22 protein-coding genes and 1 tRNA gene are annotated in these 24,261 nt (G+C 70.8%); 8 read left to right on the top strand and 15 right to left on the bottom strand.

From position 1 onward, the window contains the following. Window positions 1-245: 245 nt before the first annotated feature. A complete protein-coding gene (locus BJ961_RS35535) occupies window positions 246-710 on the top strand; it encodes an ATP-binding protein (RefSeq protein WP_271416853.1) in 465 nt (154 codons plus the stop codon). 66 nt (window positions 711-776) lie between these two features. Here the strand turns inward: BJ961_RS35535 and BJ961_RS35530 are convergent, their stop codons facing one another. Together BJ961_RS35530 and BJ961_RS35525 are read right to left on the bottom strand one after the other, a co-directional pair. After that, complete coding sequence (locus tag BJ961_RS35530; RefSeq protein ID WP_271416852.1) at window positions 777-2,249, bottom strand: aminopeptidase P family protein; 1,473 nt, start codon at window positions 2,247-2,249, stop codon at window positions 777-779. A gap of 131 nt (window positions 2,250-2,380) precedes the next feature. Beyond that, window positions 2,381-3,820, bottom strand: coding sequence for a PP2C family protein-serine/threonine phosphatase (locus tag BJ961_RS35525; protein WP_271416851.1), 1,440 nt, complete (start codon window positions 3,818-3,820; stop codon window positions 2,381-2,383). Between the two features lie 651 nt (window positions 3,821-4,471). On the opposite strand from BJ961_RS35525, the gene BJ961_RS35520 reads away from it, so the two are divergent. Beyond that, on the top strand, window positions 4,472-5,137 hold the full coding sequence (locus BJ961_RS35520) for a bifunctional DNA primase/polymerase (RefSeq protein WP_271416850.1): 666 nt from the start codon (window positions 4,472-4,474) through the stop codon (window positions 5,135-5,137). A gap of 55 nt (window positions 5,138-5,192) precedes the next feature. Beyond that, a complete protein-coding gene (locus tag BJ961_RS35515) occupies window positions 5,193-5,912 on the top strand; it encodes a hypothetical protein (protein ID WP_271416849.1) in 720 nt (239 codons plus the stop codon). Window positions 5,913-6,248: 336 nt separating this feature from the next. Here the strand turns inward: BJ961_RS35515 and BJ961_RS35510 are convergent, their stop codons facing one another. The 3 genes from BJ961_RS35510 to BJ961_RS35500 all read right to left on the bottom strand — a co-directional run bounded on the left by BJ961_RS35510 (window position 6,249) and on the right by BJ961_RS35500 (window position 9,293). Then, a complete protein-coding gene (locus BJ961_RS35510) occupies window positions 6,249-7,214 on the bottom strand; it encodes a DUF5926 family protein (RefSeq protein ID WP_271416848.1) in 966 nt (321 codons plus the stop codon). A 485-nt stretch (window positions 7,215-7,699) separates the two neighbouring features. After that, window positions 7,700-8,338, bottom strand: coding sequence for an ATP-binding protein (locus tag BJ961_RS35505; RefSeq protein ID WP_271416847.1), 639 nt, complete (start codon window positions 8,336-8,338; stop codon window positions 7,700-7,702). A gap of 127 nt (window positions 8,339-8,465) precedes the next feature. Further along, the gene (locus BJ961_RS35500) at window positions 8,466-9,293 is read right to left on the bottom strand and encodes a glycerophosphodiester phosphodiesterase (RefSeq protein ID WP_271416846.1); all 828 of its coding nucleotides are present in this window, start codon (window positions 9,291-9,293) and stop codon (window positions 8,466-8,468) included. 262 nt (window positions 9,294-9,555) lie between these two features. On the opposite strand from BJ961_RS35500, the gene BJ961_RS35495 reads away from it, so the two are divergent. Then, window positions 9,556-11,097 (top strand): S1C family serine protease, encoded by a 1,542-nt coding sequence (locus BJ961_RS35495; protein WP_271416845.1) that lies wholly within the window; start codon window positions 9,556-9,558, stop codon window positions 11,095-11,097. A 215-nt stretch (window positions 11,098-11,312) separates the two neighbouring features. On the opposite strand, the gene BJ961_RS35490 is transcribed toward BJ961_RS35495, so the two are convergent. Continuing rightward, window positions 11,313-12,206, bottom strand: a complete 894-nt coding sequence (locus BJ961_RS35490) for an NADP-dependent oxidoreductase (RefSeq protein WP_271416844.1) — start codon at window positions 12,204-12,206, stop codon at window positions 11,313-11,315. Window positions 12,207-12,276: 70 nt separating this feature from the next. Between BJ961_RS35490 and BJ961_RS35485 the strand changes: the two genes are divergently transcribed. The 3 genes from BJ961_RS35485 to BJ961_RS35475 all read left to right on the top strand — a co-directional run bounded on the left by BJ961_RS35485 (window position 12,277) and on the right by BJ961_RS35475 (window position 13,928). Further along, a complete protein-coding gene (locus tag BJ961_RS35485; protein ID WP_271416843.1) occupies window positions 12,277-12,864 on the top strand; it encodes a TetR/AcrR family transcriptional regulator in 588 nt (195 codons plus the stop codon). Between the two features lie 63 nt (window positions 12,865-12,927). Further along, window positions 12,928-13,012: transfer RNA gene (locus tag BJ961_RS35480), tRNA-Ser, on the top strand. Between the two features lie 208 nt (window positions 13,013-13,220). After that, window positions 13,221-13,928, top strand: a complete 708-nt coding sequence (locus tag BJ961_RS35475) for a hypothetical protein (protein WP_271416842.1) — start codon at window positions 13,221-13,223, stop codon at window positions 13,926-13,928. Window positions 13,929-13,984: 56 nt separating this feature from the next. Here BJ961_RS35475 and BJ961_RS35470 read toward each other — a convergent pair whose 3' ends face one another. The 8 genes from BJ961_RS35470 to BJ961_RS35435 form a co-directional block, all read right to left on the bottom strand. Continuing rightward, complete coding sequence (locus BJ961_RS35470; protein WP_271416841.1) at window positions 13,985-15,385, bottom strand: tyrosine-type recombinase/integrase; 1,401 nt, start codon at window positions 15,383-15,385, stop codon at window positions 13,985-13,987. After that, window positions 15,379-15,552 (bottom strand): helix-turn-helix transcriptional regulator, encoded by a 174-nt coding sequence (locus BJ961_RS35465; protein WP_271417270.1) that lies wholly within the window; start codon window positions 15,550-15,552, stop codon window positions 15,379-15,381. The genes BJ961_RS35470 and BJ961_RS35465 overlap by 7 nt, the downstream gene beginning before the upstream one ends. Window positions 15,553-15,572: 20 nt before the next feature. After that, window positions 15,573-17,042, bottom strand: a complete 1,470-nt coding sequence (locus tag BJ961_RS35460; protein WP_271416840.1) for a replication initiator — start codon at window positions 17,040-17,042, stop codon at window positions 15,573-15,575. A gap of 137 nt (window positions 17,043-17,179) precedes the next feature. After that, window positions 17,180-17,941: a DUF2637 domain-containing protein gene (locus tag BJ961_RS35455; protein ID WP_271416839.1), complete on the bottom strand. Its 762-nt coding sequence runs from the start codon at window positions 17,939-17,941 to the stop codon at window positions 17,180-17,182. A gap of 51 nt (window positions 17,942-17,992) precedes the next feature. Next, a complete protein-coding gene (locus tag BJ961_RS35450; RefSeq protein WP_271416838.1) occupies window positions 17,993-19,399 on the bottom strand; it encodes an FtsK/SpoIIIE domain-containing protein in 1,407 nt (468 codons plus the stop codon). Next, on the bottom strand, window positions 19,396-19,803 hold the full coding sequence (locus BJ961_RS35445) for a hypothetical protein (protein WP_271416837.1): 408 nt from the start codon (window positions 19,801-19,803) through the stop codon (window positions 19,396-19,398). The genes BJ961_RS35450 and BJ961_RS35445 overlap by 4 nt, the downstream gene beginning before the upstream one ends. After that, on the bottom strand, window positions 19,800-20,045 hold the full coding sequence (locus tag BJ961_RS35440; RefSeq protein WP_271416836.1) for a hypothetical protein: 246 nt from the start codon (window positions 20,043-20,045) through the stop codon (window positions 19,800-19,802). The genes BJ961_RS35445 and BJ961_RS35440 overlap by 4 nt, the downstream gene beginning before the upstream one ends. Then, window positions 20,045-20,452 (bottom strand): SCO3933 family regulatory protein, encoded by a 408-nt coding sequence (locus BJ961_RS35435; protein WP_271416835.1) that lies wholly within the window; start codon window positions 20,450-20,452, stop codon window positions 20,045-20,047. Before BJ961_RS35435 ends, BJ961_RS35440 begins: the two co-directional genes overlap by 1 nt. Window positions 20,453-20,627: 175 nt before the next feature. Here BJ961_RS35435 and BJ961_RS35430 point away from each other — a divergent pair, with 175 nt between their 5' ends. Continuing rightward, window positions 20,628-21,215: a GntR family transcriptional regulator gene (locus tag BJ961_RS35430; RefSeq protein ID WP_271416834.1), complete on the top strand. Its 588-nt coding sequence runs from the start codon at window positions 20,628-20,630 to the stop codon at window positions 21,213-21,215. Window positions 21,216-22,630: 1,415 nt separating this feature from the next. Here the strand turns inward: BJ961_RS35430 and BJ961_RS35425 are convergent. Next, window positions 22,631-23,971 carry a helix-turn-helix domain-containing protein gene (locus BJ961_RS35425; protein WP_271416833.1) on the bottom strand — a complete coding sequence of 447 codons (1,341 nt, stop codon included), beginning with the start codon at window positions 23,969-23,971 and terminating at the stop codon, window positions 22,631-22,633. Between the last annotated feature and the right edge of the window lie 290 nt (window positions 23,972-24,261).

Below are 24,261 nucleotides of genomic sequence, written 5' to 3'. Positions count from 1 at the left end.
GGAAGGCGACGGAACACGATGGAACGCTCCGCAACAGGATGGAACGCAACGGAAGATGAGGGAACAGCCCGGAAAGGGTGGAACATTCCGGAAGATCACCGTCTGGTGCGAGTCGCCCCGCATACACCGATCGGCGGTGGGGACGCATCCGCCAGATGAGCGGCGTCACGGTCGCAGGGCGCTTACGTAGGGGCGTGAGGGGCAATACGTATCGGTATGTCGAGCCGCGGCCGGGAGGCTGGAGCATGAGCATCTGGTGGTCACTCCATTTGCGGCGCGAGGCTGCGAGCGTGCCCCTGGCCCGCCGCCTGCTGATCGGCACCATGGAGACCGCGGGCGTCGACCCCGACATCTCCTTCGACCTCTCCGTCGCGCTGAGCGAGGCCTGCGCCAACGCCGTCGAGCACGGCGGGGACGACGGGCCCGGCGGTCCCCGCGAGGCGTACCGCGTCACGGCCTACCTCGACGGCGAACGGTGCCGCATCGAGGTCGCCGACACGGGCCCGGGCTTCCCCGCCGCCGCTCCGGGACGGCCGCAGGGCGTGGCCCGCCCGGCGCCCGCGGAGGCGGAGAGCGGTCGCGGCCTCTGCCTCATCCGGGAACTCGCCGACCACGTCCACATCGGCAGTGCACCGGGGCGGGCCGGTGCGGTGGTGAGCTTCGACAAGATCCTCAAGTGGCGCGAGGACGCCCCGCTCATGGCGGTGTGACGGACCACTCCGGAGTACGCGGAAGGCCGGGTCCCCGTGTGGGGCCCGGCCTTCGCGTGGTGGGGGTCAGCTCTTCAGCGCGGCCATCCACTCCTCGACCTCGTCCGACCGGCGCGGCAGGCCGGCGGACAGGTTCCGGTTGCCGTCGGCGGTGACGAGGATGTCGTCCTCGATGCGCACGCCGATGCCCCGGTACTCCTCGGGCACGGTCAGGTCGTCGGCCTGGAAGTACAGGCCCGGCTCGACGGTGAGCACCATGCCGGGCTCCAGCGTGCCGTCGACGTAAGACTCCACGCGCGCGGCGGCGCAGTCGTGGACGTCCAGGCCGAGCATGTGACCGGTGCCGTGCAGCGTCCAGCGGCGCTGCAGGCCCAGCTCGAGGACGCGCTCGACGGGGCCCTCGACCAGACCCCACTCGACGAGCCGCTCGGCCAGCACGCGCTGGGAGGCGTCGTGGAAGTCGCGGTACTTGGCGCCCGGCTTCACCGCCGCGATGCCGGCCTCCTGGGAGTCGTACACGGCGTCGTAGATCTTCTTCTGCAACTCGCTGTACGTGCCGTTGATCGGCAGCGTGCGCGTGACGTCGGCGGTGTAGTACGTGTGGGTCTCCACGCCCGCGTCGAGCAGCAGCAGGTCGCCGGAGCGGACCGGGCCGTCGTTGCGCACCCAGTGCAGGGTGCAGGCGTGCGGTCCCGCGGCGCAGATGGAGCCGTAGCCGACGTCGTTGCCCTCCACGCGCGCGCGGAGGAAGAAGGTCCCTTCGATGTAGCGCTCGCTGGTCGCCTCGGCCTTGTCGAGGACCTTCACGACGTCCTCGAAGCCGCGCACGGTGGAGTCGACGGCCTTCTGCAGCTCGGCGATCTCGAACTCGTCCTTGACCAGGCGGGCCTCGGACAGGAAGACGCGCAGTTCCTCGTCCCGCTCGGCGGTGACCTTGTCGGTGAGGGCCGCCTCGATGCCGGCGTCGTAGCCGCGCACGACGCGCACCGGGCCGGTGGCCTCGCTCAGGGTGCCGGCCAGCTCGCGGACGTCGGAGGCGGGGATGCCGTAGAGCTTCCCGGCCTCGGTGAGGGAGTGGCGGCGGCCGACCCACAGCTCGCCCTGGCCGTTCAGCCAGAACTCGCCGTTCTCACGGTCCGAGCGCGGCAGGAGGTAGATCGTCGCGGTGTGGCCGTCGCCCTCGGGCTCCAGGACCAGGACGCCGTCCTCGGTCTGGTTCCCGGTCAGGTACGCGTACTCGACCGAGGCGCGGAAGGAGTACTCCGTGTCGTTCGAGCGGGTCTTGAGGTTGCCCGCGGGGATCACCAGGCGCTCGCCGGGGAAGCGGGCGGACAGGGCGGCGCGTCGGGCGGCCGTCTCGGCGGCCTGGGCGATCGGCTCCAGGTCGTGCAGCTCCGTGTCGGCCCAGCCGGACTGCATGTTCTCGGCCAGCTCGTCGGACACGCCCGGGTACAGGCCGTTCTTGCGCTGCTTGTTGGGCTCCTCGGTCTCCGGGTTCTCCGGGTTCTCCGGGTTTTCCGGGGTGAGCTCCTCCGCCACGTCATCCTCCTCGATACGGCACTGGACCACCCCCATCGTACGGCCGTACGGAAGGGGGCCCAGGGCCGAAGGGCCTCTTACATACGGGCGCTACCGTCCGTTATGTGCGACGCGTGAGGCGCTACCGTCCGTTATTCGAACCGAACGGCCAGCAGAACGACGTCCTCCTCGGAGTCCGCGTCGGCCTTCCCGTCCGGCAGTACGGTGCGCAGGACGTGCTCGGCGACGGCGTCCGGGTCGTGGCGTGCGGCCCGGGGTACGCCGGCCGCCGCCGCGTGCAGCCGGGCGAAGGCGCGGTCGGCCGGGTCGCCGGTGCGGTGCAGCAGCCCGTCGGTGTAGAGCAGAACCGTCTCTCCGGGTTCGGCGTGCAGTTCCACGCTGGGGGCCTCCCAGCAGGCGAGCATGCCGAGGGGCGCGGAGACGGAGGTCTCGACGAACTCGGTGCGCCGCTCCCCGATCAGCAGGGGCGGGCTGTGCCCGGCGCCTGCCAGGGTGATCCGGCGCAGCGCGGGCTCGCAGTAGCCGAACAGGGCGGTGGCGGAGCGGGCGGGCTCGGTGAGCCGCAGCAGCAGCTCCAGGTCGGACAGGACGGCGACCGGGTCCTCGCCCTCCATCACGGCGTACGCCCGCAGGGACGCGCGCAGCCGCCCCATCGCCGCGACCGCGCTGGGCCCCGACCCGGTGACGGACCCGACGGCGAGACCGAGGGCGGCGTCCGGCAGCGGCAGCGCGTCGTACCAGTCGCCCCCGCCGAGCGGGCCGGTGCGGTGCCGTGCGGCGAGCTGGACCCCGGGCACCCGGGGCAGCCGGGAGGGCAGCAGTTCCTCGGCCATCGTCGCCATGGACGTGCGGGCGCGTTCAACCTCCAGGAGGCGGTCCAGGTGCCGCGCGGCGCAGCGGACGTACAGATCGGCGAGGTGGCGCGGGCGTTCACCGGGCTCGGCGGGTTCGTCGTAGAGCCATACCGCGGCGCCGAGGCGGGCGGTGCCGTCGGCGCACAGGGGGAGCGTGTAGCTGGCGGCGTAACCGAGGCGGGCGGCGACCTCGCGGTGCCGGGGGTCGAGGTTCTCCTCGGCGAGCAGGTCGGGGTCGGCGATGCCGCCCTCGCCGGTCGTCGGCGCTCCGTCCAGGATCCGCCCGTAGGACAGGGAACTCCGGGGCACGGTCTCGATGTGGCCGAGGTCGGCGCGGGCGAGCCCGAGCCCGAGGGTGGTGTGGGGGCCCAGACCGTCGGCCGGTTCCAGGACGACGAGCCCGCGCGGGGCGCCGACCAGGGCGGCTCCGGCGCGCAGCAGTTCCTGGAGGCCGTCGGAGAGGGTGTCCGTACGGACCAGGCGCTCGGTCAGTTCGTGCAGGGTCGTGAGGTCCGAGACCCAGCCGGCGAGCCGGTCCTGGAGCAGGTCCCCGGGGGCACAAGGGGTGCCCGGGGCACCCGTGACCGCCGAGGTGTCCGTGCCGTTCTGCGGAGTCGTCGAGGACGAGGCGCCCGCGGCGGCGGGCGCGACAGTGTGTGCGGGGGAAGGAACCGTTGAATCGATTCCGGCCACTTTCGCAGGGTGCGGGGCGTTCATGGCGTCCGGCCTTCCGACCGGCGCTTACTGCTGAAAAGCATCGCGAACCCCCATGTCATTCTGCGCCGCTAGCAGTGTCTCCACATGTACACGCACTCGTGAGGGGATGTCCAGCATTGTCCTGCCGGGATTCCTGGTGTCCATGAGGTGGGGGCGACCTCTTCCCCAACCTCTTGCGCAAAAGCAAAATTGGCTTGAAACTGCCCTGGAGGACGCCTTGTTGCGGTCGACTGGGGGTGCTTCACGGAGCGTCACAGCGGTCGTGATGGGTACGTACTCGGAGAAGGCCAGGGGTGGTTGGGGACCACCTTGGAACCTGGCGGCGGACCCGGGCGTCCTATCCACCGACGACCGTGCCCCATCCTCCCGTGGCGGAGGCGGAGAGAAATACGCGCGACGGCAAACGCCAGACTTCGCCACCCCCGCGCCACGCCCATGCTGTTGCCAGACGCAGTGTGGTCGGAACCGTCACGGACCCAGTCAGTGCTCGATCCACAGGGGTTTCCCTTGCCCTTGGCGGAGGCGTTCCCGGCGGGGACGCCCCTCGGCAGGGGTGTGATGCGCCACCAGCAACGCACAGCGAAGTGATCGACACATGGTGTGAAGTGACCACGGTGTTGCCAGGCGTGCAACGGAAAGGAACGAGCGCTCATGCGCGAGATCCTCGGAAAGCGACGCAGGCTCCTGTCCCGGCACGACGACGGGCGGCCTGAGCTGATCGGCGCGGCCCTGACCTACGCGACGCAATGGCAGTGGCCCGTACTCCCGGGTGCGTCGGCCGACCCGCGGGCGCGCTCGCGCTGCGGCTGTCCCGACCCCGAGTGCACGGTGCCGGGCGCGCATCCCTTCGACCCCGGCCTCCTCGCGGCCACCACCAACGAGCGCATGGTGCGCTGGTGGTGGACCAACCGGCCCACCGCGCCGATCGTCCTCGCCACCGGGGGCGGCGCTCCGTGCGCCGTCTCCCTGCCCGCGCTGCCGGCCGCCCACACCCTGGCCGCGCTCGACCGCGCCGGGCTGCGGATCGGCCCGGTCGTCGCCTCGCCGACCCGCTGGGCGCTGCTGGTCAGGCCGTACTCCCTGGAGCAGTTGGGTGAACTGCTCTACGCCAAGGACTTCGTCCCCGGCTCCCTGCGCTTCCACGGCGAGGGCGGCTATCTGGCGCTGCCCCCGTCCGAGACCGGCGCCGGTGCCGTCCGCTGGGAACGCGGACCGCTGCCCGGCTCCGCCTCCCCCTGGCTGCCCGACGTGGAGGCCGTGGTGGACGCGGCGGTCGACGCCCTCACTCGTACGGGTGTGAGCGCGCCCGAGTTGTAGGAGTGTCCGGCGCGCGCGGAAGCCCGGGCCCGGCCCGGTCGTTATCGTCCGCCCCATGCCGCTTCATGCAGGGGAGCACCGCGCCGGCGGGTGGTTCCGCGCCGGGCCACGTCGTGGCGCTCGCGAGAGCGGCGGTGCCGCCCGCGGTGGGCCGGGCCGTCGGCGGATCCGTCTGTACGGGCTCGTGGGTGTCGTGGTGTGCGCGGTCGTACTGCCGTTCGCCGTGGCGTCCGCGGGGCCCTCGGGCGACGCGGACGCCACGGTGCCCGCGACCGTGCCCCTCCTGTCGCGGGGCGGCGACGGCAAGGCGCCGGGAGGGGCCGAACGGGCTCCGGCACGGGCCGCGCCCACCCGTTCCCCGCTGCCGCCCGGTCCGGCGCTGGCCGCGCGCTGCGGCCCCGAACTCACCTCGCCCGCGGGCGTCGAGGCGCAGACCTGTGTCCTTACCCGGGGGACGGAGACCTGGGCCAGGACCTACTACCGCAACATCACCGGCAGCTCGCTCGAGGCCGTGCTGAGCCTGCTGGGGCCCGAGGGGCGCAGCGTGCGGATCCGGTGCGCGGTGAGTGCGGAGGACGAGCCGAGCACCTGCGAGACGCCACCGGAACGCACCCCGACCGGGTCGGCCGGATACACCGCGATCGCGGAGTTCGCGAGCCGGGCCGGTTATGGACCGCTGCTGCTGCGCACGGGAAGCAACGGGAGCCCCGGAAGCGCCCGGGGTACCGGAAGCAGCGGAAGCGAGAGCGGTCCCGAAAGCGACGGGGCGTCGTAGACGCGGGGGCGGTGAGGTGCAGCCGGGCGGCGTGGCTGCTGGGTCCGGGGCAGACGATGACAGCAACTCACCTGCGAGAACGGTGAGTTGGCGGACGACCGCGGTGCGTGTGCGGTGCGGCGCATGGAAAGACCCGGTTGCTGGCGACGGGGGATGCACCAGCAACCGGGCTACTGGAACGGTAACAAGAGATCGGCGGTTAGCAAATTCGATCTCTTGGTTTCCGGTCACCGACTGGCTTTCCATCACCGGGAGTTGTGACCGGAGTCACCCGTCCACGGTCGCGCCGCTCCGGCTGACCGGTCGGTCAGCCGGATGGACGTCCGCGGCCGTGCGTCAGCTGAGGGTGACCTGCCGGTTGGTCAGCCCGCCGCGCGCCCGGCGCTCGTCGTGCGTGAGCGGAGCGTCCGTGGCCAGAGCCTCGGCGAGCCGCTCGGCGAACTCGGCGGCGGGCTTCTCGATGTCCTCCGCGGTGATCTCGCTCGGCAGGTCCCACACCGGCACGGTGAGTCCGTGGGCGCGGAAGGAGCCGACGAGGCGGGTGCCCTCACCCAGGGACGACCGGCCCGCGGCGTGCAGCCGGGCAAGAGCGTCCAGAAGCCGCTCCTCCTCGTGCGGCATGACCCAGCGCAGGTGGTTCTTGTCCGGCGTCTCGCACCAGTAGGCGGCGTCCACGCCGCGCAGCCGGACGGTCGGGATGGCCGCGGCGTTGGCCCGCTCCAGGGAGGCGGTGACGTCCGGCGTGGCGTTGTCGGGGTCCGGGACCCAGAACTCGAAGCCCGAGTGCACCTCCGGCTCGAACGCTCCCTCGGGCGCGAGCAGGTCCTGGAGCCGCGGACCGTCGGCAGGTGCGCGGCGGCCCTGCACCGGGGTGCCGGGCTCGGCGGCCAGCGCCCGCGCGAGGGTGTCGGCGAGGTCGCGGCTGATGTCGCCCGACGCCGTGTCGTTCTGCAGGCCGAGCAGGACCGAGCCGTCGTCTCGGCGCAGGGCCGGCCAGGCCATCGGCAGCACCGTGGCCAGCGTGACGGAGGGGACGCCCTCGGGCAGGCCGTCCCGCAGGGTCAGTTCGACGGTGGCGGCCGGCACCAGCTCCCGCAGCGCCACCCAGTCGCACTCGCCGGGCAGCCCCTCGAACGGGCGCTGCACCAGCGCGGTCGTGGCCTGCGCGGCGGTCCGGCCGTGGCAGGCCTTGTACCGGCGGCCACTGCCGCAGGGGCAGGGCTCGCGGGCGCCGACGACCGGGACCTCGGCATCGTCGAGCTGGGGCCGCTTGGCCTTGGTCTGGGGTCGCTTCTTGGCCATCGTGGGTGTCTCCCGGTTACGGCTCTACTCGTACGGGCGCGAGCCTAGCCGTTCCCACCCCGGCCGACGGGACCCTGTGGACAACGGACCGTCCGTGGACAACTCACCCCGGCCCGCCGCGCGGTCGGCCCGGTCGGGCCCGCCACCTGCCCCGCGTCTGGATGCCCCGCGTGTGGACGTCCCGCCTGGGGGCGCCCTGCGTGGGGTTGTTGCCCCGTGCGCGGCTGCTCCGTGCGCGGCCGCGGGGCCGGTCGGGTTGTCGCACGAACCCGACGGCAACGGACGAGTCGTCCCAGGACGTCGACCGTGTCCGCCCGGGGTGTCGGGCGAACCAGTCCAGGACGTCGACCGTGTCCGCCCGGGGTGTCGGGCGAACCAGTCCAGGACGTCGACCGTGTCCGCCCGAGGTGACGGGCGAACCAGTCCAGGGCTTCGACCGTGTCCGGTCCGGGCTCCGGCCGCGCCCGCCCCGCGTGTCGACCGAGTCAGCCCAGGTCGTCGAAGGCGTCCGCGAAGTCGAGGCCGGGGATCTCCGACACCGCCGGTGCCGAGATCCGGGCGGCGAAGTCGTCGCGCCGGTGTCCGGCGTCCGGGTCGTGCACGTCGTCGTGGACGACGACCCAGACCGTGACCTCCCCGCGCGCGTCGTCCCGTACGCCCCAGTCATCGGCGAGCGCCGTGATGATGTTCAGCCCGCGGCCGCCGTGCGCGGTGACCGAGGGAGTCGCCGGAGCCGGGCGGGTGGGGCCGCCGCCGTCGGTGACCTCCACCAGCAGCCGGCCACCCGCGTCCACCTGCCACGCGGCGCGGACGTCGCCGTCCCCGCTCAGGGCGTCGCCCAGCGGGCGGCCGTGCTTGCACGCGTTGCTCAAGAGTTCCGAAAGGACCAGTACGGCGTCGTCGATGACCGCTTCCGCCACGCCGCCCCTGCGCAACTGATCACGCATGCGGTGTCTCGCTTCCCCCACGCCCGCAGGGCCATGGGGCACGGCCATGCTCGACGACGTGGGCACCTCCTGTGCCACCACCAACGCCACCCCCGAGACCTCCTTCGCCCCACGCCACGGTGTGGATGCCCCATCGCCCAGAGCCGGAAACCGGCCGATCGCCGCACGGTGACGCATTCGACACGGTCGAACACGCACCGAACGCGCCGGAGCACTCCCTGTGACCGGCTGGCTGGATTTGATCGGTGGGGCCGAGAGCGGAGAAGGCGGCAGTAGGGCCGCCGGGTCGAGGGACGCGGGCGAATCAGCGGCCCAGGTGGTCCAGGACCGCGCGCGGCCGGTTGGTGATGATGGCGTCGACGCCCAGGTCGGCGCAGAGATCCACGTCGGCCGGCTCGTTGACCGTCCACACGTGCACCTCGTGGCCGGCCCGCTTCAGGCGCTCGATGTAGGCGGGGTGGTTGCGCACGATCCGTATCGAGGGGCCCGCGATCCGGACGTTCGCGGGCAGCCGCCCGTCCCGCAGCCGGGGCGAGACGAACTGCATCAGATAGACCGTCGGCAGCGTCGGTGACGCGGCCCGCACCCGGTGCAGGGACCGGGCCGAGAAGCTCATCACGCGCACGGGGGACTCCTCGGCCGAGGTGGGGGCGTCGAGTCCGAACCGCTTGAGGAGCAGCAGCAGCCGCTCCTCCACCTGCCCCGCCCAGCGCGTGGGGTGCTTGGTCTCGATGGCCAGCTCCACGCGCCGCCCCGCGTCGGAGACCAGCCGCAGCAGCCGCTCCAGGGTCAGGACGGAGGTTTCCTCCCGGTCCTCGGGGCGGTGCTCCCAGTCGGGCTGCTCGTCGCGCGTGCGCCAGAACTCCCGGGTCCTGCGGGCGCCGAAGTCGAGCGCGGCCAGGTCGGCGAGCTCCAGCGCGGACACCGCGCCGCGGCCGTTCGACGTACGGTTGACGCGCCAGTCGTGGACGCAGACGAGGTGGCCGTCGGCCGTCAGGCGCACATCGCACTCGAGCGCGTCGGCCCCGTCCTCGATCGCCTTCCGGTACGCGGCCAGCGTGTGTTCGGGCGCCTCCTCGGAGGCTCCGCGGTGGGCGACGACCTGGATCCGGTGCTGTCGAGCGTGAGTCACCGCGTCATGGTGCCACCGCGGGCGGGTAGACGTGCCATCGGCGGAATGGGCAACGCGTCCGTTTAGTCTGGGATGACCCATATAAAGGACGGTCGAGGACCCACAGCAACCGCTTATGGTGCTCTGACGGCCCGTGGGAAAAGCTGATGGCATACAGAATCACCAGCACATCCGCATCGCGCCGGACCGTGGAGCAGCGCGTGAGCGTGGCTGAGCGCGACCAGGGTGAGCGACAAACAGCCGTGGAACGAGGAGAGAAGCTGTGAGCACCGAGAACGAGGGCACCGCGGTACCCCCGGCCCCGTCCGCACCTCCTGTGCCGGTGGATGCTCCCGCTGCCTCCGCCCAGCCCCCCGCGCCGCACCAGGCGCCGACTCCGCAGGCGCCGGAGGCTTCCCCCGTCCAGGCCCCGGCCGCGCCGCAGGGGCACACGGCACCGCTGGGCACGGCAGCTCACGGGCACGCGGCACCGCAGGGGGGTGAGGTCCCTCAGGGCTCCACGGCGCCCGACGCCTCCTGGCCCCCTCCTCCGCCGCCGGGCGCCCCGACCGGCGCGACCACCCAGTTTCCGGCGTACGGCGCGGGCGGCGGCGCCGGCTTCGGCGAGGGTTCCGGCGACGGCTTCGGCGGCGGTTCCGGTGGTGGCGGCTGGGGAGCCTCGTACCAGCCACCGCCACCGAAGTCGGGGCGCGGCCGCGGCGGCCTGGTCGCCGGCGTCCTGATCGCCGCGCTGGTCGCCGGGGGCGTGGGCGGCGGTCTCGGCTACGGCCTCGCCAAGAACAACGACGAGAGCGGTTCCACGACGGTCTCCGCCTCCGACACGGGCGGCTCCGTCAAGCGCGACGCGGGCACCGTGGCGGGGGTGGCCGCCAAGGCGCTGCCCAGCACGGTCACCATCCAGGCCGAGGGGAGCAACGGCGAGGGCGGCACCGGCACCGGGTTCGTCTTCGACAAGCAGGGCCACATCCTCACCAACAACCACGTGGTGGCCGAGGCCGTGGACGGCGGCAAGCTCAGCGCGACCTTCCCGAACGGCAAGAAGTACGAGGCCGAGGTGGTCGGCCACGCCCAGGGCTACGACGTGGCGGTCATCAAGCTGGAGAACGCCCCCTCGGACCTGAACCCGCTCCCCCTCGGCGACTCCGACAAGGTCGCCGTCGGCGATTCCACGATCGCCATCGGCGCTCCCTTCGGCCTGTCCAACACGGTGACCACGGGCATCATCAGCGCCAAGAACCGCCCCGTGGCCTCCAGCGACGGCGGTGCCGACAGCAAGGCGTCCTACATGAGCGCCCTGCAGACCGACGCGTCGATCAACCCGGGCAACTCGGGCGGGCCGCTGCTGGACGCGCAGGGCAACGTCATCGGCATCAACTCCGCGATCCAGTCCACGAGCAGCGGCGGCTTCGGCACCGGCCAGGCCGGCTCCATCGGTCTGGGCTTCGCGATCCCCGTGAACCAGGCCAAGTACGTCGCCCAGCAGCTGATCGAGACCGGCAAGCCGGTGTACGCGAAGATCGGCGCCTCCGTCTCCCTGGAGGAGACCACGAACGGCGCCAAGATCACCGAGCAGGGCGTGGGCGGCTCCGCCCCCGTCGAGAAGGGCGGTCCAGCCGCCGACGCGGGCCTGAAGCCCGGCGACGTGATCACCAAGCTCGACGACCGGGTGATCGACAGCGGCCCGACCCTGATCGGCGAGATCTGGACCCACAAGCCCGGCGACAAGGTCGCGGTCACCTACGAGCGCGGCGGCAAGCAGCACACGACCGACGTCACCCTCGGCTCCAAGCTGGGCGACGACTGATCCCGACTGATCCCGACTGCCCGCGCCTGATCCGCCACGACTTCGCCACCGGGTTCCCCCCGGTGGCGAAGTGCGTAGGAGAGTCCGCTTCGGAGGGCGTTCGAAGGGTGTTCGGAGAGCGTTCGGTGGTGCCCGTCACGTCGTCGGGCCGCACCGTGCTCGGGCTCCCAGGAGGTCGGTGTGAAGGACTGGGTGAAGGGCGGACCGGCCCCGCCTCAGACGATCAGGACCCGCCGCCCGCGCGTGTGACCGGCCCGGCTGTCCGTGTGGGCCGCCGCGGCGTCGGCGAGCGGGTACGACTTCTCGACCGGGATGTGGAGCCGGCCGCGCGCCATGAGGCCGACGGCCTCGGCGAGAGCCGCGGGCACGCTCCCGGCCACGCCCGAGAACCGCACGCCGAACTCGGGCGCACCGAGGTCAGCGATGGTCACCACCTTCTCCGGGTCCCCGGTCAGCCCGACGAGTTCGGGGATCACACCCGAGCCGGCCAGGTCCAGCGCCGCGTCGACACGGCCGAGCCGCCGCACCCGCTCCACCCAGCCCTCGCCGTACGTCGTGGCGAGGGCGCCGAGGCCGCGCAGGTACTCCTGGTTGGCGGCGCCGGCCGTGCCGATCACCGTGATGCCCCGGTCGCGGGCGATCTGCAGCACCGCTGACCCGACTCCCCCGGACGCGCCGCTGACCAGCAGCGTCTGCCCGGGGCGCACACCGACCTCGTGGATGACGCGCAGCGCGGTCTCCACCACGGAGGGGTACCCGGCCGCCTCTTCGAACGTCAGCCCCTCGGGCATGCGCGCCCAGGCCGACAGCACGGCGAACTCGGCGTAGGTGTCGGCTCCCTCGCCGAACACCGGGTCACCGACCTCGACCCCTGCCACGCCCTCGCCGACCTCGTCCACGATCCCGGCGGCGTCCAGCCCGACTCCGGAGGGCAGCGAGATCGGATGGGCCCCCAGGACCTGGCCCTCCCGGATCCTCCAGTCGACGGGATTCACGCCCGCCGCCCGCACGGCGATACGTATGCGGCCGGGGCCCGCGTGAGGCTCCTCGGCGTCGATGAGTTGCAGAACGTCCGGACCGCCGAACTCGGCGAAGCTCACTTTCCTCATGCCGCCGAACGTAGCACTAACGGATAGGTTTTCATAACGGTTCCACTTTCATACCTGCTAGCCTGCGGTCATGACCGTGCAGTCCGGACGCCGTGAGCGCAAGAAGGCCGCGACCCGTCAGAAGATCGCCGACACGGCGCTGCGGCTCTTCCTGGAGCGCGGGTACGACGCGGTGGGCATCCGCGACGTGGCCGCCGAGGCGGACGTGGCCGTCACCACGCTCTTCTCCCACTTCGCCTCGAAAGAGGCCCTGGTGTTCGAGCAGGACGAGGACTTCGAGCAACGCCTCACCCGGGCGGTCACCGACCGGGCGCCGCACGAGCCGCTCGTCCCCGCCCTGCGTCACGAGGTCCTGGCCCTCGTACGGCACTGCACCGCGGACAGCGCCGCCCCGATCTGGCGCATGATCGACGCGTCCCCCGCCCTGCGGAAGTACGACGAGTCCGTCCGCCTGCGCCACGCGGACGCCCTGGCCGCGGTCATCGCCGCGGACCCCGCCCTGAACCGGAGCGACATCGCCGCCCGCACCCTCGCGAGGTTCGTGATCGACGCCTACTCCCTGGCCCGCGAGGACCCCGACCCCGAGGCCGCGCTGGACGAGATCTTCCCGATGATCGAAGCGGCCTGGGAGGCCACCCGCCCCCCTCTCCCCACGTGAACCCCGCCCGGCGGACGGGGCCGGTAGGCTGTACCCGCTCCGACCCAGGCGGGACGGCGCACGGGTGGGTTGCCCGAGCGGCCTAAGGGAACGGTCTTGAAAACCGTCGTGGCGCGAGTCACCGTGGGTTCAAATCCCACACCCACCGCAGCAGGTCAGAGAAGGTGCTGATCAGAAGGGGTGTCCCGAGAACGGGGCGCCCCTTCGTCGTAGGCCCTGTCTCACCTTGATTCGCCCCTGTGCCGCTTTGGATCACCGTGCGTGGACCAGGCGTGGACCACGGTCCACCAACAGATCGGTGGGCGTCCGGAACGTGAACAGCAGCGGCGTGGGGGACTCCCTGGCACACTCTCCGCGTGATCCCACTCAACCTGGCAGCCTCGCGGGACAACATAGCCGCGCTACCGGCTGCGGCCTTCGTCGCTGCCTGCGCTTTGGTCTTCACTGTGGCTTCGTTCTGGTGGCTTAATGCCCGACGGGGGCATCTGAAGACCTGGGAGCCGCACTCGTTCGCCCTCGCGGCGAACACGACCAAGGTGCGTATCCGGTTTCCGCTGGTGCTTCACAACACGGGGGCGAAGCCGATTGTGGTACTCGACCTACGTCTGTCGTTTCCAGATGAGCCCTCCTCCGTACTGCCGTTGCCGTGGACGACTACGAGGGATCGCTTGCGGCCGGAATCGGACGATGGCCTACGCCTCCCCGCCTGCTTCGCGGTTGCTGGGCGGGGAGCGGACCAGCTGTTCGTCGAGTTTGGGGCGCCGTTCCCCAGCTTCGTGCCGGAGGCCCGGGATTACAAGGTGCGGATTGAGGCGAAGCTGGGGCATCGCCTGCTCAGGCATCGACTGCTGAGGCGAGCGAAAGGTGGGTGGCAACACCTGGTCACCTTCCCCTTGCGTGCTGCCCACATCACGGAGCCTGGTAGGTACCTGGCTTACAGCAACTCTCCTCATGACCTCACGAAGGACGACGTGCGTAAGGCTAATGAGGCTCTGGCAGGGCTGCTGAACAAGCTTGAGGAGTATCAGCAGGGCCAGGGGAAGGACGGGGCATCAGGCGCCTGACCCGGACAACACGCAAGGGGCTCCCGTTGTGGGGAGCCCCTTGCATGCCTTGCGATCTACTGTTCTGCCTCGTCAGAGGCTTCCAGCGCCCGTTCGATCTGCTGGTTGGCGTGGTGCTGGTTGCGGCGGATGGCCTTGGCGTAGAAGCGGAACAGCACGGCGATGCTGTGGCCTGCGCGGCGGGCGACCTCGGCCGGGGAGACGCCGGACTCCAGCCAGAGGGAGACGCAGGCGGCGCGGAGTCCGTACGGGACCTCGGCGAGCGGCGTCTTGACTTCTTGCTCGGTGAGGACGGCTTCGCGGGCGGCCTTCCAGATGTCTCCGTACTCCTTGCTGAGCAGGCCGCCGCTGCGGACAGCTCGGAAGAGTCGTCCGTCCTCGGCCGTACCGAACTCCTTGATGTGGTCACGGATCATGCGAACGAGGACCGGGGGAATGGGTACCTCGCGGGTAGCCCGACGTGCTCGCTTCTTGAGGCCGCGGGAGTCGTACGACTCGCCGGAATCGGTCCACCCGGAGCCGACACGCGCCGAGCTGGATGACAGGACGACTTGGCCCCAGCCCTCCTCGGGCAGGGTGAAGTCGGACTCCCGGAGCGTCACGGCCTCGCCGGGGCGGGTTGCCGCGTAGTAGATGCACCCGAAGAACGCCTTGAGGTGCCGTCCACGATCACCTTGTGTTTCTACGGCATCGATCAGCTTCCTGGCGAGAGCTGGGCCAGGCACGTATCGGAAATCGATCTCGTCGTCAGTCTCGGGCGGAGTCCAGTCCACCTTGGCCAGCGGCAGCGACGGCAGGCGCTCCAACTCGACGGCATAGCGGAGGCAGTTACTAAATACGGGTACCTTGCGGTTCACCGTGTTGTCCGCCGCAGCAGTGCCGTCCATCTTGCGGGCAAGTGCATCCAGGGCGGACCGGACGACAGCCGGCGTGTTCAAGGCCGAGATGTCCACGGACTTGCGTCCGATCCAGTCGAGGGCCGCCACGATGGGTTCCGGCGCTTCCTCGGCGTCGATGCGGGCCACGAGCTCGCCGTCCTGGTCCAGGACAAGGCGGAAGGCCCAGGAGTAGAGCGCGGCGCGGAGGACCCGGGGGGCGGGTGCCCCTCGGTTGTCCTTTACCAGGCGCGGGGTGACCGTGGCCAAGGCGTCCGCGATGCTCGCACGGTGCTTGGCCGAGGCGTTCGGCCACTTCATCACCACGTACTCCCGAGCGTGGGCGAACCACGTCGGGGACTGGGACGCCAGCACTTCCGAGGCCGGCAGGCCGGTCTCGGTGTCGAACTGCTCGCGGTTGCGCAGCGCGGTGAGCAGTTCGGAACGTCGGCCATCCGCCTGGGCCTTGAGCTTGTAGCTCTTGGAGAACGGCTGAGCACCGACCCGCCAGCGCAGCTGGTAGGCGGCAGCGCGGTCAGGGCGCTTACGGATGCTCCAGATCTTCACGTCGTACGTCAGCATGCGGGCACCTCGCAGCCCTTGAACCAGGCGTCGAGGTCGGTCCGGCGGATGCGGAGCTGACCGTTGGGGAGCTTGAGGCAGCGGGGCGCGCTTCCACGTGCGCGGAGCCGGTAGAAGGCGGCCCGGGACATGCGCAGCTCTGCCAGGGCCTCCCCCAGGGTCAGCATGCGGGTGGTCGGTGCGGCAGTCACTGCCAGACCTCCCCTTCGGTCTTGGCCCGTTCCTTGTCGTCGCGGGCCTGGTCGATGTTGTGGCGGGTCTGGCTGGCGAGGAGTTCTTCGCCGGGGCGGTAGCCAGAGGCGAGGTAGGCCCAGGAGGACTCGGTGACGAGCACGGTGTCCGGGGCGGGTACGGGGTGGCCGGCGCGGACGCGGGCGGCGTCGGCCTGGGCGAGCCGCCAGGCGCGGCGGACGTCGCGCAGGGCGCCGAGGGTGGTGGAGTAGGCGCGGGACTTGGTGGAGAAGTGGCCGCGGAAGCCGAGCATGTGGGCCCACTTGCAGAGCTTGAGGTCCGCGAATTCGGGCAGGCCGCCCAGGTCCCAGGCAGTGCGGATCATCTGCCGGACGTGCCGGTGCACGGGCAGGTCCCGGAGAGGTTCGGCCTGTCGGGTGCCATCGCAGTCGGGGCAGAGGTCCTTCACCCGTCCGCCAATCGTGCCCCGGCCGGAGCAGGTCCGGCAGATCAGGCTCCGGTCCACGGTGCCGGAGTCCTCGGCGCTCTTGGTGGCGTACTTGGCGACGTATCCGGCCACGGCGGCGTCGGTGAGTACGCCGTCGCCGAGTGCGGTGATCTCCCGCACGTCGAGCATCGTGCCCCAGCGGATCTGCTGGTCTCCCACGGTGTCGGAGGAGACGGTCAGGGCGGTGCGGCGGACGGCGGCGCGGATGGCGTAGGTGAGGTCGTCCACGCCTGCCCAGGCCGGCGGGGCGCTGGTGTGGCCGTCGGGGCCATCGAAGCGGACGACGGCGTGGAAGTGGACCAGGCCGCGCTGCTGGTATTCGGCGACCTTGGCGAAGGAGACGCGAAGGAGCTGCTTCATGTCCTTCTGGGTGATGTTGAAGTGGGCGGCCAGGGCGCGGCGGAGGTTGAGGGTGAAGCGTGCCCACAGAGCTCCGGCGTGGGCGTTCCACAGCACGGCGCCGGTGTAGTCGTACGCCTTCGGGTCCAGCGGGGTTCCGAGTTCGGGGGCTCCCTCGGGGTGGTGGGTGCCGCAGCGGCAGGGCTGGGTGGTGCCGTCCTTGTTGGTGGGTCGGTTGTGGACGGGGCCGAAGGAGGGGGCGGTGAGGGTGAGGAACACGCGGGGGTGCGTGCGGACGGTTTCGGGGACGTTCTTGCCGCCGCAGAGTCCGGCGCGGACGAGGTGGTAGGTGTCGGCGGCGTAGGTGCGGGAGCAGGCGGGGCAGCGGGAGGCGCGGCGGTTGCCGCAGGGGGTCAGCAGGCGTCCGGTGGGTTCGTCGCTGGTGGAGTACGAGCGGATCGTTTCACCGGTGGCGGCGTTGTGGGTGTGGGTGTGGCCCACGAGGTTGATCGGTCGGGCGCAGCCGCGCAGGCGGGTGATCTGCTCGCGGGTGCGGTCGAAGTCGCCCAGATTGGCCAGTTCGATCAGGTCCCGGACAGCGGGGCTGATCACGTGCCGCAGGTCGAGGTCGCGGGGCATCGGCAGGAGGATCCTTTCCGCCGGTGGAAGGGCCCTCGGGCAGCACCAGGCCAGGGGTGGTGGTGCTGCCCGAGGGCATGATGGGTCAGGCCCAGGGGGCCAGGGGTGGGGAAGGTGCCGGGAGGCCGGCGGGAGAGTCAGGCCGACAGGGCCGCGTGTGCGGCGGTGGCGAGCGGCAGGGCGATGCCGAGCCGGGCGCGGAGCTGCACCGCGGTGATGGGTTCGCCGTGTGCGGCCAGGTGGGATGCGGCGATGGTGCGGGCCGCGTTCATCAGCGGCTCCGGCACCGCGGGGGCCGCCTGAGCCGGTGCGGGTTTCACCACGGGGGCCGGTGCGGCAGTAGCGGCCGGGGCCGGGTCGGCGAGGGGTGCCAGGGGTTCGGCGACGGGTTCCACGACGGGTTCCGCCACGGCCGGGGCCGGCTGGATGTCTGGCTCAGGCTCCGGTGCCGTGACCGTTTCGGGCACTGGGACCGGTGCGGGACTCAGGGCGACGGGGGTGACGGAGTGGAAGTGCCGCAGCAGGGTGGGGCCCACCGCGCCCCAGCCGAGCAGGAGGAGCGGGGCCACGCTGTCGAGGGCGGCCCGTCCGTAGTGTCCAGCCAGGATCGGGTGCGCGGTGTTGAGGGCGAGGGTCAGCAGGCCGGACAGGTGCATGAGGCGAGTTGCCGAGCGCAGGTCACCGGCCGGGACTCCGCGCAGGGACAGGGAGCGCAGTGCGACCAGGAGGCCGACCACCGACAGGTCCACCATGGGCGCGATCAGCGGTGCGATGGGGGCCGGGACTCCCAGGCGCAGGGCCAGGGCCCAGACGTTCCCGAAGGAGAACACGAACGCCAGGGCGGCGATCAGGATCATTACAACGGTGATGGTGCGCTGCGTCGTCCGGTCTTCCGTCAACGTAATTCACCTCCTTTCCGAGGGAGTTGGGTACGGGTGGGAGTCCTGGGTTCAGGCTGCGGCGGGGGCGTCGTCCTCCGGAGGCTCGTCCTTGCGCAGGTTGGGCGGGGTCAGGTTGGCCAGCAGTTCGGTCGGGTCCTGGGTGAGGTGGGCGGTGAGCTTGGCGACGGCGGCGGCGTGGGCGGGGTTGAGGTAGGGGGTGCGGACGCGGACGAAGCCGGGGCGTCCTTCGGCTGCCATGGAGGCGACGCCCACGTACTGGGATCCCTGGAGGTTGATCGGGTCCATGTCCGGCCAGTTGCGGATGTCGTCCCCGAGCGCGGCGACGGATGCTTCGGTGGTGCGCTGGTAGAAGGACAGGGCGGCGCTGCACACGTCCCGGATCGAGGTGGGGATGGCGTCGCCGGTCGCCTTCTGGGTGGCCGGCACCGTGTAGATCCCGACCGACCGGCCGCCCTTGACGAGCAGACCCGTCAGGCGGATGTTCTCCGCCGCGAGGGCGGCCAGTGCGCGGGTCTCCTTGTCGCTGCCCTTGTGGTCGTGGAAGAAGGTGTGCGACTCGTCGATGACGGCGAACACCAGTGGCCATTGTTCGCTGGGGCCGACGTTCCACATGTTCGACGTGCCCAGCACCGTCCGGGCCATCGTGGCGCGGTCGTGCAGCAGCTTGACCAGCCGCCGCAGCAGCGCGTTGGCCTCCCGCAGGTCATGACCGGCGTGCGCGAACACACGGGGCAGCACGTCCGCGTAGTCACCATGGGCGGCGTCGGACACCTTGCCGTCGATCACCGCGAACTGCACGGCCGGGGACGGCCCGAAGTAGGAGACTAGCGCGGTGAGCAGGTTGGACTTGCCGCCGCCGACACCACCCGCGACCACCGCCCCCGACTTGTTCTTGAGCTCGACGTGGACCGGGGCGCCGTACTCGTCCCGGCCGACCGGCCACACCGTCAGGTCGGCGGGCGGCTCACCGGTCGGCACGTACTGGATGTGGCCGGCCAACGGGTCGCGACGGATCGCCCGCAGGGTCGCCAGGCCCGGCTTGCCCGCCTCGACGGCGACCCGGACGCAGCCCCAGGCATCGGCCAGGAACCGGGCCTTGTCCTGGAGTTCCTTGATCCCGACCTTCGGCAGCAGCTTGACGTGGACGATCACTCCGTACTGGTCCGGCTGCGTCTTGATCACCGGGACCAGTTCGCGCGGCTTGGGCTCCGGAGCGCCCTTGCTCGTGTTGAGGGAGGACAGCCAGGGCGGGGTGCGGTCGGTGACCGACAGCCCGGCCATCTTCGCCAGCCGCGTCCACGTCATCCGGATCTTCACGGCCTGCCGGATGCTCCGGCGCATCTCCTTGTCCGCCTGGACGTAGCGGACCGTCTTGACCATCGCCCACGCCGTCAGCAGCACGGCGCAGATCACCAGCACCACCGGTAGCAAGCCGAAGACCTGTTCCACGTTCATCGAACCCTCCCCGAATCCTTCTTCTTCACGTCCTCGATGGACACCCTGATGTCCTGTCCGGCCTCAAGCCGTGCCAGAAGTGCGGTGGCCAGAGCCCGCCGCTTGGATCCCAGTGGCAGCCCCGCCCCGTCGGACGCGGACCGCATCAGGTCCCACAGTGCGCGAGTGCGCTCGTTGATCTGTTCGGAGTACAGGAACCAGTGGAGCGTCAGCTCCAGGTGCTCCAGGTCCCGCTCATCGCCGAGCTCGGGGTACCCGTGCGCCCGCAGCACAGCGTGCACGTCCATCAGCAGCCGCTCGCTGAACCGGGGGTCTCCCCCCTCGGGGAGAAGGACCGGGTAACCGGGAACCTCCGGGGTACCGGCCTCCCGAGCGGGGCCGCTGTTGATCTCTTCCGGAGTCATCGTGCCCTCCCCTTCCGTTGCTTGTTCATGTCCTCGATGGACGCCTTGATGTCCGCGCAGATCCCGTAGCCGTAGACCGACATCCGGGCGTCATGGACCGCGCTGGAGACGTGCATCCGGGCGATCGGGTCCAGTTCGATCCCGTGGGCGGTGAACACAGCCAGCACGTCAGCGGAGAGGGACGAGGGCCCGTCGCCGCCGCCGGGCGGAGTGGTCGAACCCCGCCCGGCAGTGGCGCCCATTACGCGACCTTCTTGGCCGCAGCGGCCGACTCGGAGGCCGTCTCGACCGGAGCGGCGGGCGTGGCCATGGCGGGGGCCTGGACGAGCTCCAGGCGCGTGACCCGGTAGGCGACGCCGTCGGAGAGGCTGCCGTTGAAGATGCGGGCCCACGGGGTGGCGATCAGGTCCACCGGACGGACCATGACGCCCGGCAGCAGACCCGCCGGGACACCGGACTCCGGCACGGTGATCTTGAGGATCTCGGCGCGGCCATCCGACATCTGCATCACGGTGACCGTGTGGAGGACCTCTCCCGTGTCGCGGTCGGTCGCGATCTCTCCCGTCTCCGGGTTCTTGATCTTCGGGGTGTTGCCGGTGCCGGTGATGTAGATGTCGGTCGGCTTGACGAGGACCGGGATACGAGCCATGTGCTCACTCCTGCGATTCGGGGCCCTTGGTGGGCCCGACGAGGAAGAAAGTATCTCGCCCAGCTAGCCCGGTCAAGTAAATAGAAGTGAGCGACTTAGCTATGTCCAGCTAGGTGGGTTGGCCTGACTCGGCAGAACTCGGGATAGCTGGGCTAGGGGCCGCTACCCTGGGACCATGACGAAACGGCCCTCCAGCGACACGCGACCGCCCTACCGGCGGATGGCGGACGTGCTGCGCGACGAGATCGAGCGGGGTGTCCTGAAGCCCGGCCAGCAGCTCCCCTCCCACCGCGAGCTGCAAGAACGCTTCGAGGTCGCCAACATGACCGCCCGCAGCGCACTGCGCGTCCTGCGGGACGAGGGCCTGATCCACACCGTGCAGGGCCGGGGCAGTTTCGTCCTCTCGCCCCAGGCCGAAGAGGCCGGTGACGCCGAACACCCGGGCGAGCCCGCCAGCGGCTACACCCCTCCGGCCTGGTACACGACGTCGATCGGCCGCAAAGAAGTGTGGGCCCGTCCCGAAAGCCCGCCCTCGCTGCGAGACCTGTTCAGACGCGAGTCGGACACCGGCGAGGCCGAGCCGACAACGCAGCGAGCGGAACCGCCAGCCACCGGCGAGCCGGGAACGCTGACCCGCCCGGACGCCAGCCCGGAGTTCAACGCCCTAGCCCGCCAGGTGGAAACCCTCACGCAGCAGGTCGGCCAGCTTGAGCAGCTTTTCCGGCAGGTTCTTGAAGCAGTGCAGAAGCCGGACCCGTCATAGCTCCCAGCAGGCTCGCCACCTCTTCCGCCAACTGGGCCAAGCGTTCTACCCGCTCGCCCAACTGAGCCAGGCATCCGGCCAGTACCTGCTGTTCCCGCTCGTTCATTTCCACCCGTTCGTTGTCGCGCCTTTGTTGCGTGTCGAGATCAGCCAACCGCCGAGGGCTTGCCCGGCGGTGATCCGCCGGCGGATCAGGGCTTGCCCGTGCCGCTCGGCAAGCCGTCACTGCGGTTGTTGAGTCAGGTCTACCGGCCGGACCGGACAGGTTCGCGAGCCCTGACCCAACCCTCCCGCCGGGCGGGCAGAAACCTTCCTTTGCGTCCTGCCGTGCGGGACGGTGCCTCTTCTGTGCGCTCATGCCGCTCGTCCTTCCAGTCGTCCGGCTCGTACATCAAGGGTTCGGAGAAACGCCGGTTTGGCTAACCGGCGATCGTCGGCTATGTTCCGCCGCCCCGCTTTCAGTGGATCGCCCATAGAGGTCGGTTTCTCGGGGTGTGTGTGACCCCGGGTGAATGTGACGCCGATCACCTCTCACCTCTTCCGCATCTAGCGCCTCCGGGCCCTCCATGGCGCGCGACAACAGGCCATCGAAAGCCGACACCTTCGCCGCGACGAATCGCTCCCTGCACTGGGGACAGGTGCCGAAAAGCCCTACCGGTGTGACACCACCACGTTGTGACCTGCGCCACATTTCGCCGGGTGAGCCGTCGACTCTTCCGCAGGCCATGACGATGCAACGGTCAGCCTGTGGATATCTTTCGGCGATCCCACGAACAGAACGGCATGAATCAGCTGATCACGATGTGATCGGGGCGAAACGTGGCAAACGGCCCACTCCCTACCGGCCGAAGTCGCCGAAGGGGTGAGCTGTCCAAAGTTTCTTTACTGGATCAAGGCGGCCCGCTGGCGCGGGCCGCGCGGCGCGGCGGCCCCAGGCCGCCGCTGGCTCCATGTCTCCGCCACCGCCCGCGACGGCCCCCGCCCGCTCGCGCCGCAAAAGCCCGAGAAGCGGGCAGGCAGACCCGCGAAAGAACCCCGACAGCCGCCCCACGGCGAGCACGGCCAGGAGGAGCGGGACGCATGCCAAGTCCGCACCGGTCACCGCGGATTGCCGTTCAACCAGCTGTGGCGGGGGCGGCCGGCCTCCACGGCTTTACCCACCTGTTCGGGCCGGGGCCCGCGTCGGGCAAGTCCAGGGGGCCACTCGTTCAAATTCCGGGCAGGGGCAAAGCCTGCCCGAGTTGCCGGGCCAGCGTACGGCCCCCTGAACATGCCCGACCCCAACCCGAACAGGACACCGGCCAAAGCCGCTCCGGTCGGCCGCGAGGTCTACTTCACGCCCGGGTCCAACTGCCCAAAGAAGGGGCCGACCGGGGCCCGGGAGGAGACCAGGATGGAGAGGTGGCGGAATGCTGTCAGACGACTGTTGGAAGGGCCCGCAGCCTGTCCCGGAACTCACGCACGGACGGCACCCTGGCGTGCGGCTCCAGGTAGTCGCTGAACTTCGTCAGTCGGACGTGTGCTCGGTCGGAGCGGACTCGGTTCTCCAGCAGCTCCAGACCGACGTTCGCGGCGTCCAGGGCGCCATCCAGGTCCCGGGCTGCCAGGCGTGCGGTGGCGAGGCGGCCGGAGCGTACGGCACGGTCGCGGGGGACCGCTTGGTCTACCGCGACGGCGAGGGCGCTGGTGGCTCGCTCGGGGAAGCCGGAGCGCAGCATGATCTTGCCCTCGGTCGACTTGAGTTGGGCCTCGCCATACCAGCCGAGCCAGTCGGGGCGGTCGCCTTCGCGGTGGGTTCCCCACAGGTCGTAGGCGCGGTTGAGGGACTTGCCGGCTGCTTCGTGCTGGGTGTCCCGGGAGAGGGCTTCGGCCTGGTGGAGGTGGAGGTACGAGGTCGCCGCCGGGGGGAGGGCCGAGGGGGCGTTGCCGATGGCGGTGTCGATCAGCTTCACGCGTGCGGCCGTGTCGCCGGAGTCGGAGATGTGGACGCCCATCTCGGCCAGGATGAAGGCGCCGAAGCCGTCGTCCTTCGCGCTGTGGGCGCTGCGGAGGGCGCCGACGTAGTAGCGCTGGCCGAGGGAGCGGAGGCCCTTGTCGTAGGCCATCCATCCGGCGAGGTAGGACACACGGGCGGCCGTGGCGTACAGGCGGTGTTCGATGGCGTCGGTGTAGCGCCCGTGGTCAAGAAGGCTGGTGATCAGTGCGAGGTCGCTGGTGGCCTGGTCCAGGAGGCGGGCGCCGCCCATCTGGTCGTCGAGGGTGCGGAGGGTGTCCACGCGCGCTTCGATGGTGGTCACCATCGCGTCGGTGACGCGGTCGCCGTCGATTGCCGAGGCGAACGCCTCTGGTGCGGCTGCCCAGTTGGCGGCTACTCCCGTCAGCGCGACGCCGGTGATGGACAGGAATCCCCGTCGGTCCATGTGACCGCTCCTGACCAGATCGGCGAATACCTTCACGGTGCCGGCCGGAGTCCACGGGGCCGCGAGGGCTGTGGATTCCCAGGCTGGCAGCCATCGGGGCCAAGGCACCGAGCGTACGTGTTCCTCGGGGACGCCCAGGAGGTCGGCGAGTACCCGTTGCGCGTCCGCGTCAGGTGCCTGTCCCTGCTCCCACTTCCAGACCGTCGTCCGGTTGGTGGCCAGTGGTACGCCCAGCTCGGCCCCGCGTTCGCGCATGAGCCGGGCTAACTCGGCTTTACCCCAGCCCTTGCCTTCTCGCACGTAGGTCAGCGGGTGCAGGGCCATCGGGTCAGACATCCCACCCTCCCCTCAGGTTGGTAGTCAGGAGGCTACTCCCCGTGCGTGCGGGAAACGGGGGTTTCTCTCGCTGGAGGAACCCCCTGGAAACGTTCCGGGCCCGTGGTCCACGGCCGTTCACTGGGCCTCACGCCGTTCGGAGCTGAGCACCCGGGTTAACCGGCTCCCCCGCCCTGCTCCGGACGGCTCCCAGGACCGCAGCCCGTCATCGACGTCCCTCGCGTGGGTGACGGGCTGCACCACCCCGAGGAGATCGTGATGAGCCAGCCTCTGCCCGTCCGTACGCCCGG

This window comes from Streptomyces lienomycini, assembly GCF_027947595.1.
GTDB lineage: Bacteria > Actinomycetota > Actinomycetes > Streptomycetales > Streptomycetaceae > Streptomyces > Streptomyces lienomycini.
Note: the sequence above shows the minus strand (reverse complement) of the source record. Positions and strands in the feature narration are given on the sequence as shown.

Coding starts and splice junctions, on each gene's coding strand:
- BJ961_RS35535 (WP_271416853.1), top strand. CDS start 246: ATGAGCATCTGGTGGTCACTCCATTTGCGGCGCGAGGCTGCGAGCGTG.
- BJ961_RS35525 (WP_271416851.1), bottom strand. CDS start 3,820: ATGAACGCCCCGCACCCTGCGAAAGTGGCCGGAATCGATTCAACGGTT.
- BJ961_RS35520 (WP_271416850.1), top strand. CDS start 4,472: ATGCGCGAGATCCTCGGAAAGCGACGCAGGCTCCTGTCCCGGCACGAC.
- BJ961_RS35515 (WP_271416849.1), top strand. CDS start 5,193: ATGCCGCTTCATGCAGGGGAGCACCGCGCCGGCGGGTGGTTCCGCGCC.
- BJ961_RS35510 (WP_271416848.1), bottom strand. CDS start 7,214: ATGGCCAAGAAGCGACCCCAGACCAAGGCCAAGCGGCCCCAGCTCGAC.
- BJ961_RS35505 (WP_271416847.1), bottom strand. CDS start 8,338: ATGCGTCACCGTGCGGCGATCGGCCGGTTTCCGGCTCTGGGCGATGGG.
- BJ961_RS35490 (WP_271416844.1), bottom strand. CDS start 12,206: ATGAGGAAAGTGAGCTTCGCCGAGTTCGGCGGTCCGGACGTTCTGCAA.
- BJ961_RS35485 (WP_271416843.1), top strand. CDS start 12,277: ATGACCGTGCAGTCCGGACGCCGTGAGCGCAAGAAGGCCGCGACCCGT.
- BJ961_RS35470 (WP_271416841.1), bottom strand. CDS start 15,385: ATGCTGACGTACGACGTGAAGATCTGGAGCATCCGTAAGCGCCCTGAC.
- BJ961_RS35465 (WP_271417270.1), bottom strand. CDS start 15,552: ATGCTGACCCTGGGGGAGGCCCTGGCAGAGCTGCGCATGTCCCGGGCC.
- BJ961_RS35460 (WP_271416840.1), bottom strand. CDS start 17,042: ATGCCCCGCGACCTCGACCTGCGGCACGTGATCAGCCCCGCTGTCCGG.
- BJ961_RS35450 (WP_271416838.1), bottom strand. CDS start 19,399: ATGAACGTGGAACAGGTCTTCGGCTTGCTACCGGTGGTGCTGGTGATC.
- BJ961_RS35445 (WP_271416837.1), bottom strand. CDS start 19,803: ATGACTCCGGAAGAGATCAACAGCGGCCCCGCTCGGGAGGCCGGTACC.
- BJ961_RS35440 (WP_271416836.1), bottom strand. CDS start 20,045: ATGGGCGCCACTGCCGGGCGGGGTTCGACCACTCCGCCCGGCGGCGGC.
- BJ961_RS35435 (WP_271416835.1), bottom strand. CDS start 20,452: ATGGCTCGTATCCCGGTCCTCGTCAAGCCGACCGACATCTACATCACC.
- BJ961_RS35430 (WP_271416834.1), top strand. CDS start 20,628: ATGACGAAACGGCCCTCCAGCGACACGCGACCGCCCTACCGGCGGATG.
- BJ961_RS35425 (WP_271416833.1), bottom strand. CDS start 23,971: ATGTCTGACCCGATGGCCCTGCACCCGCTGACCTACGTGCGAGAAGGC.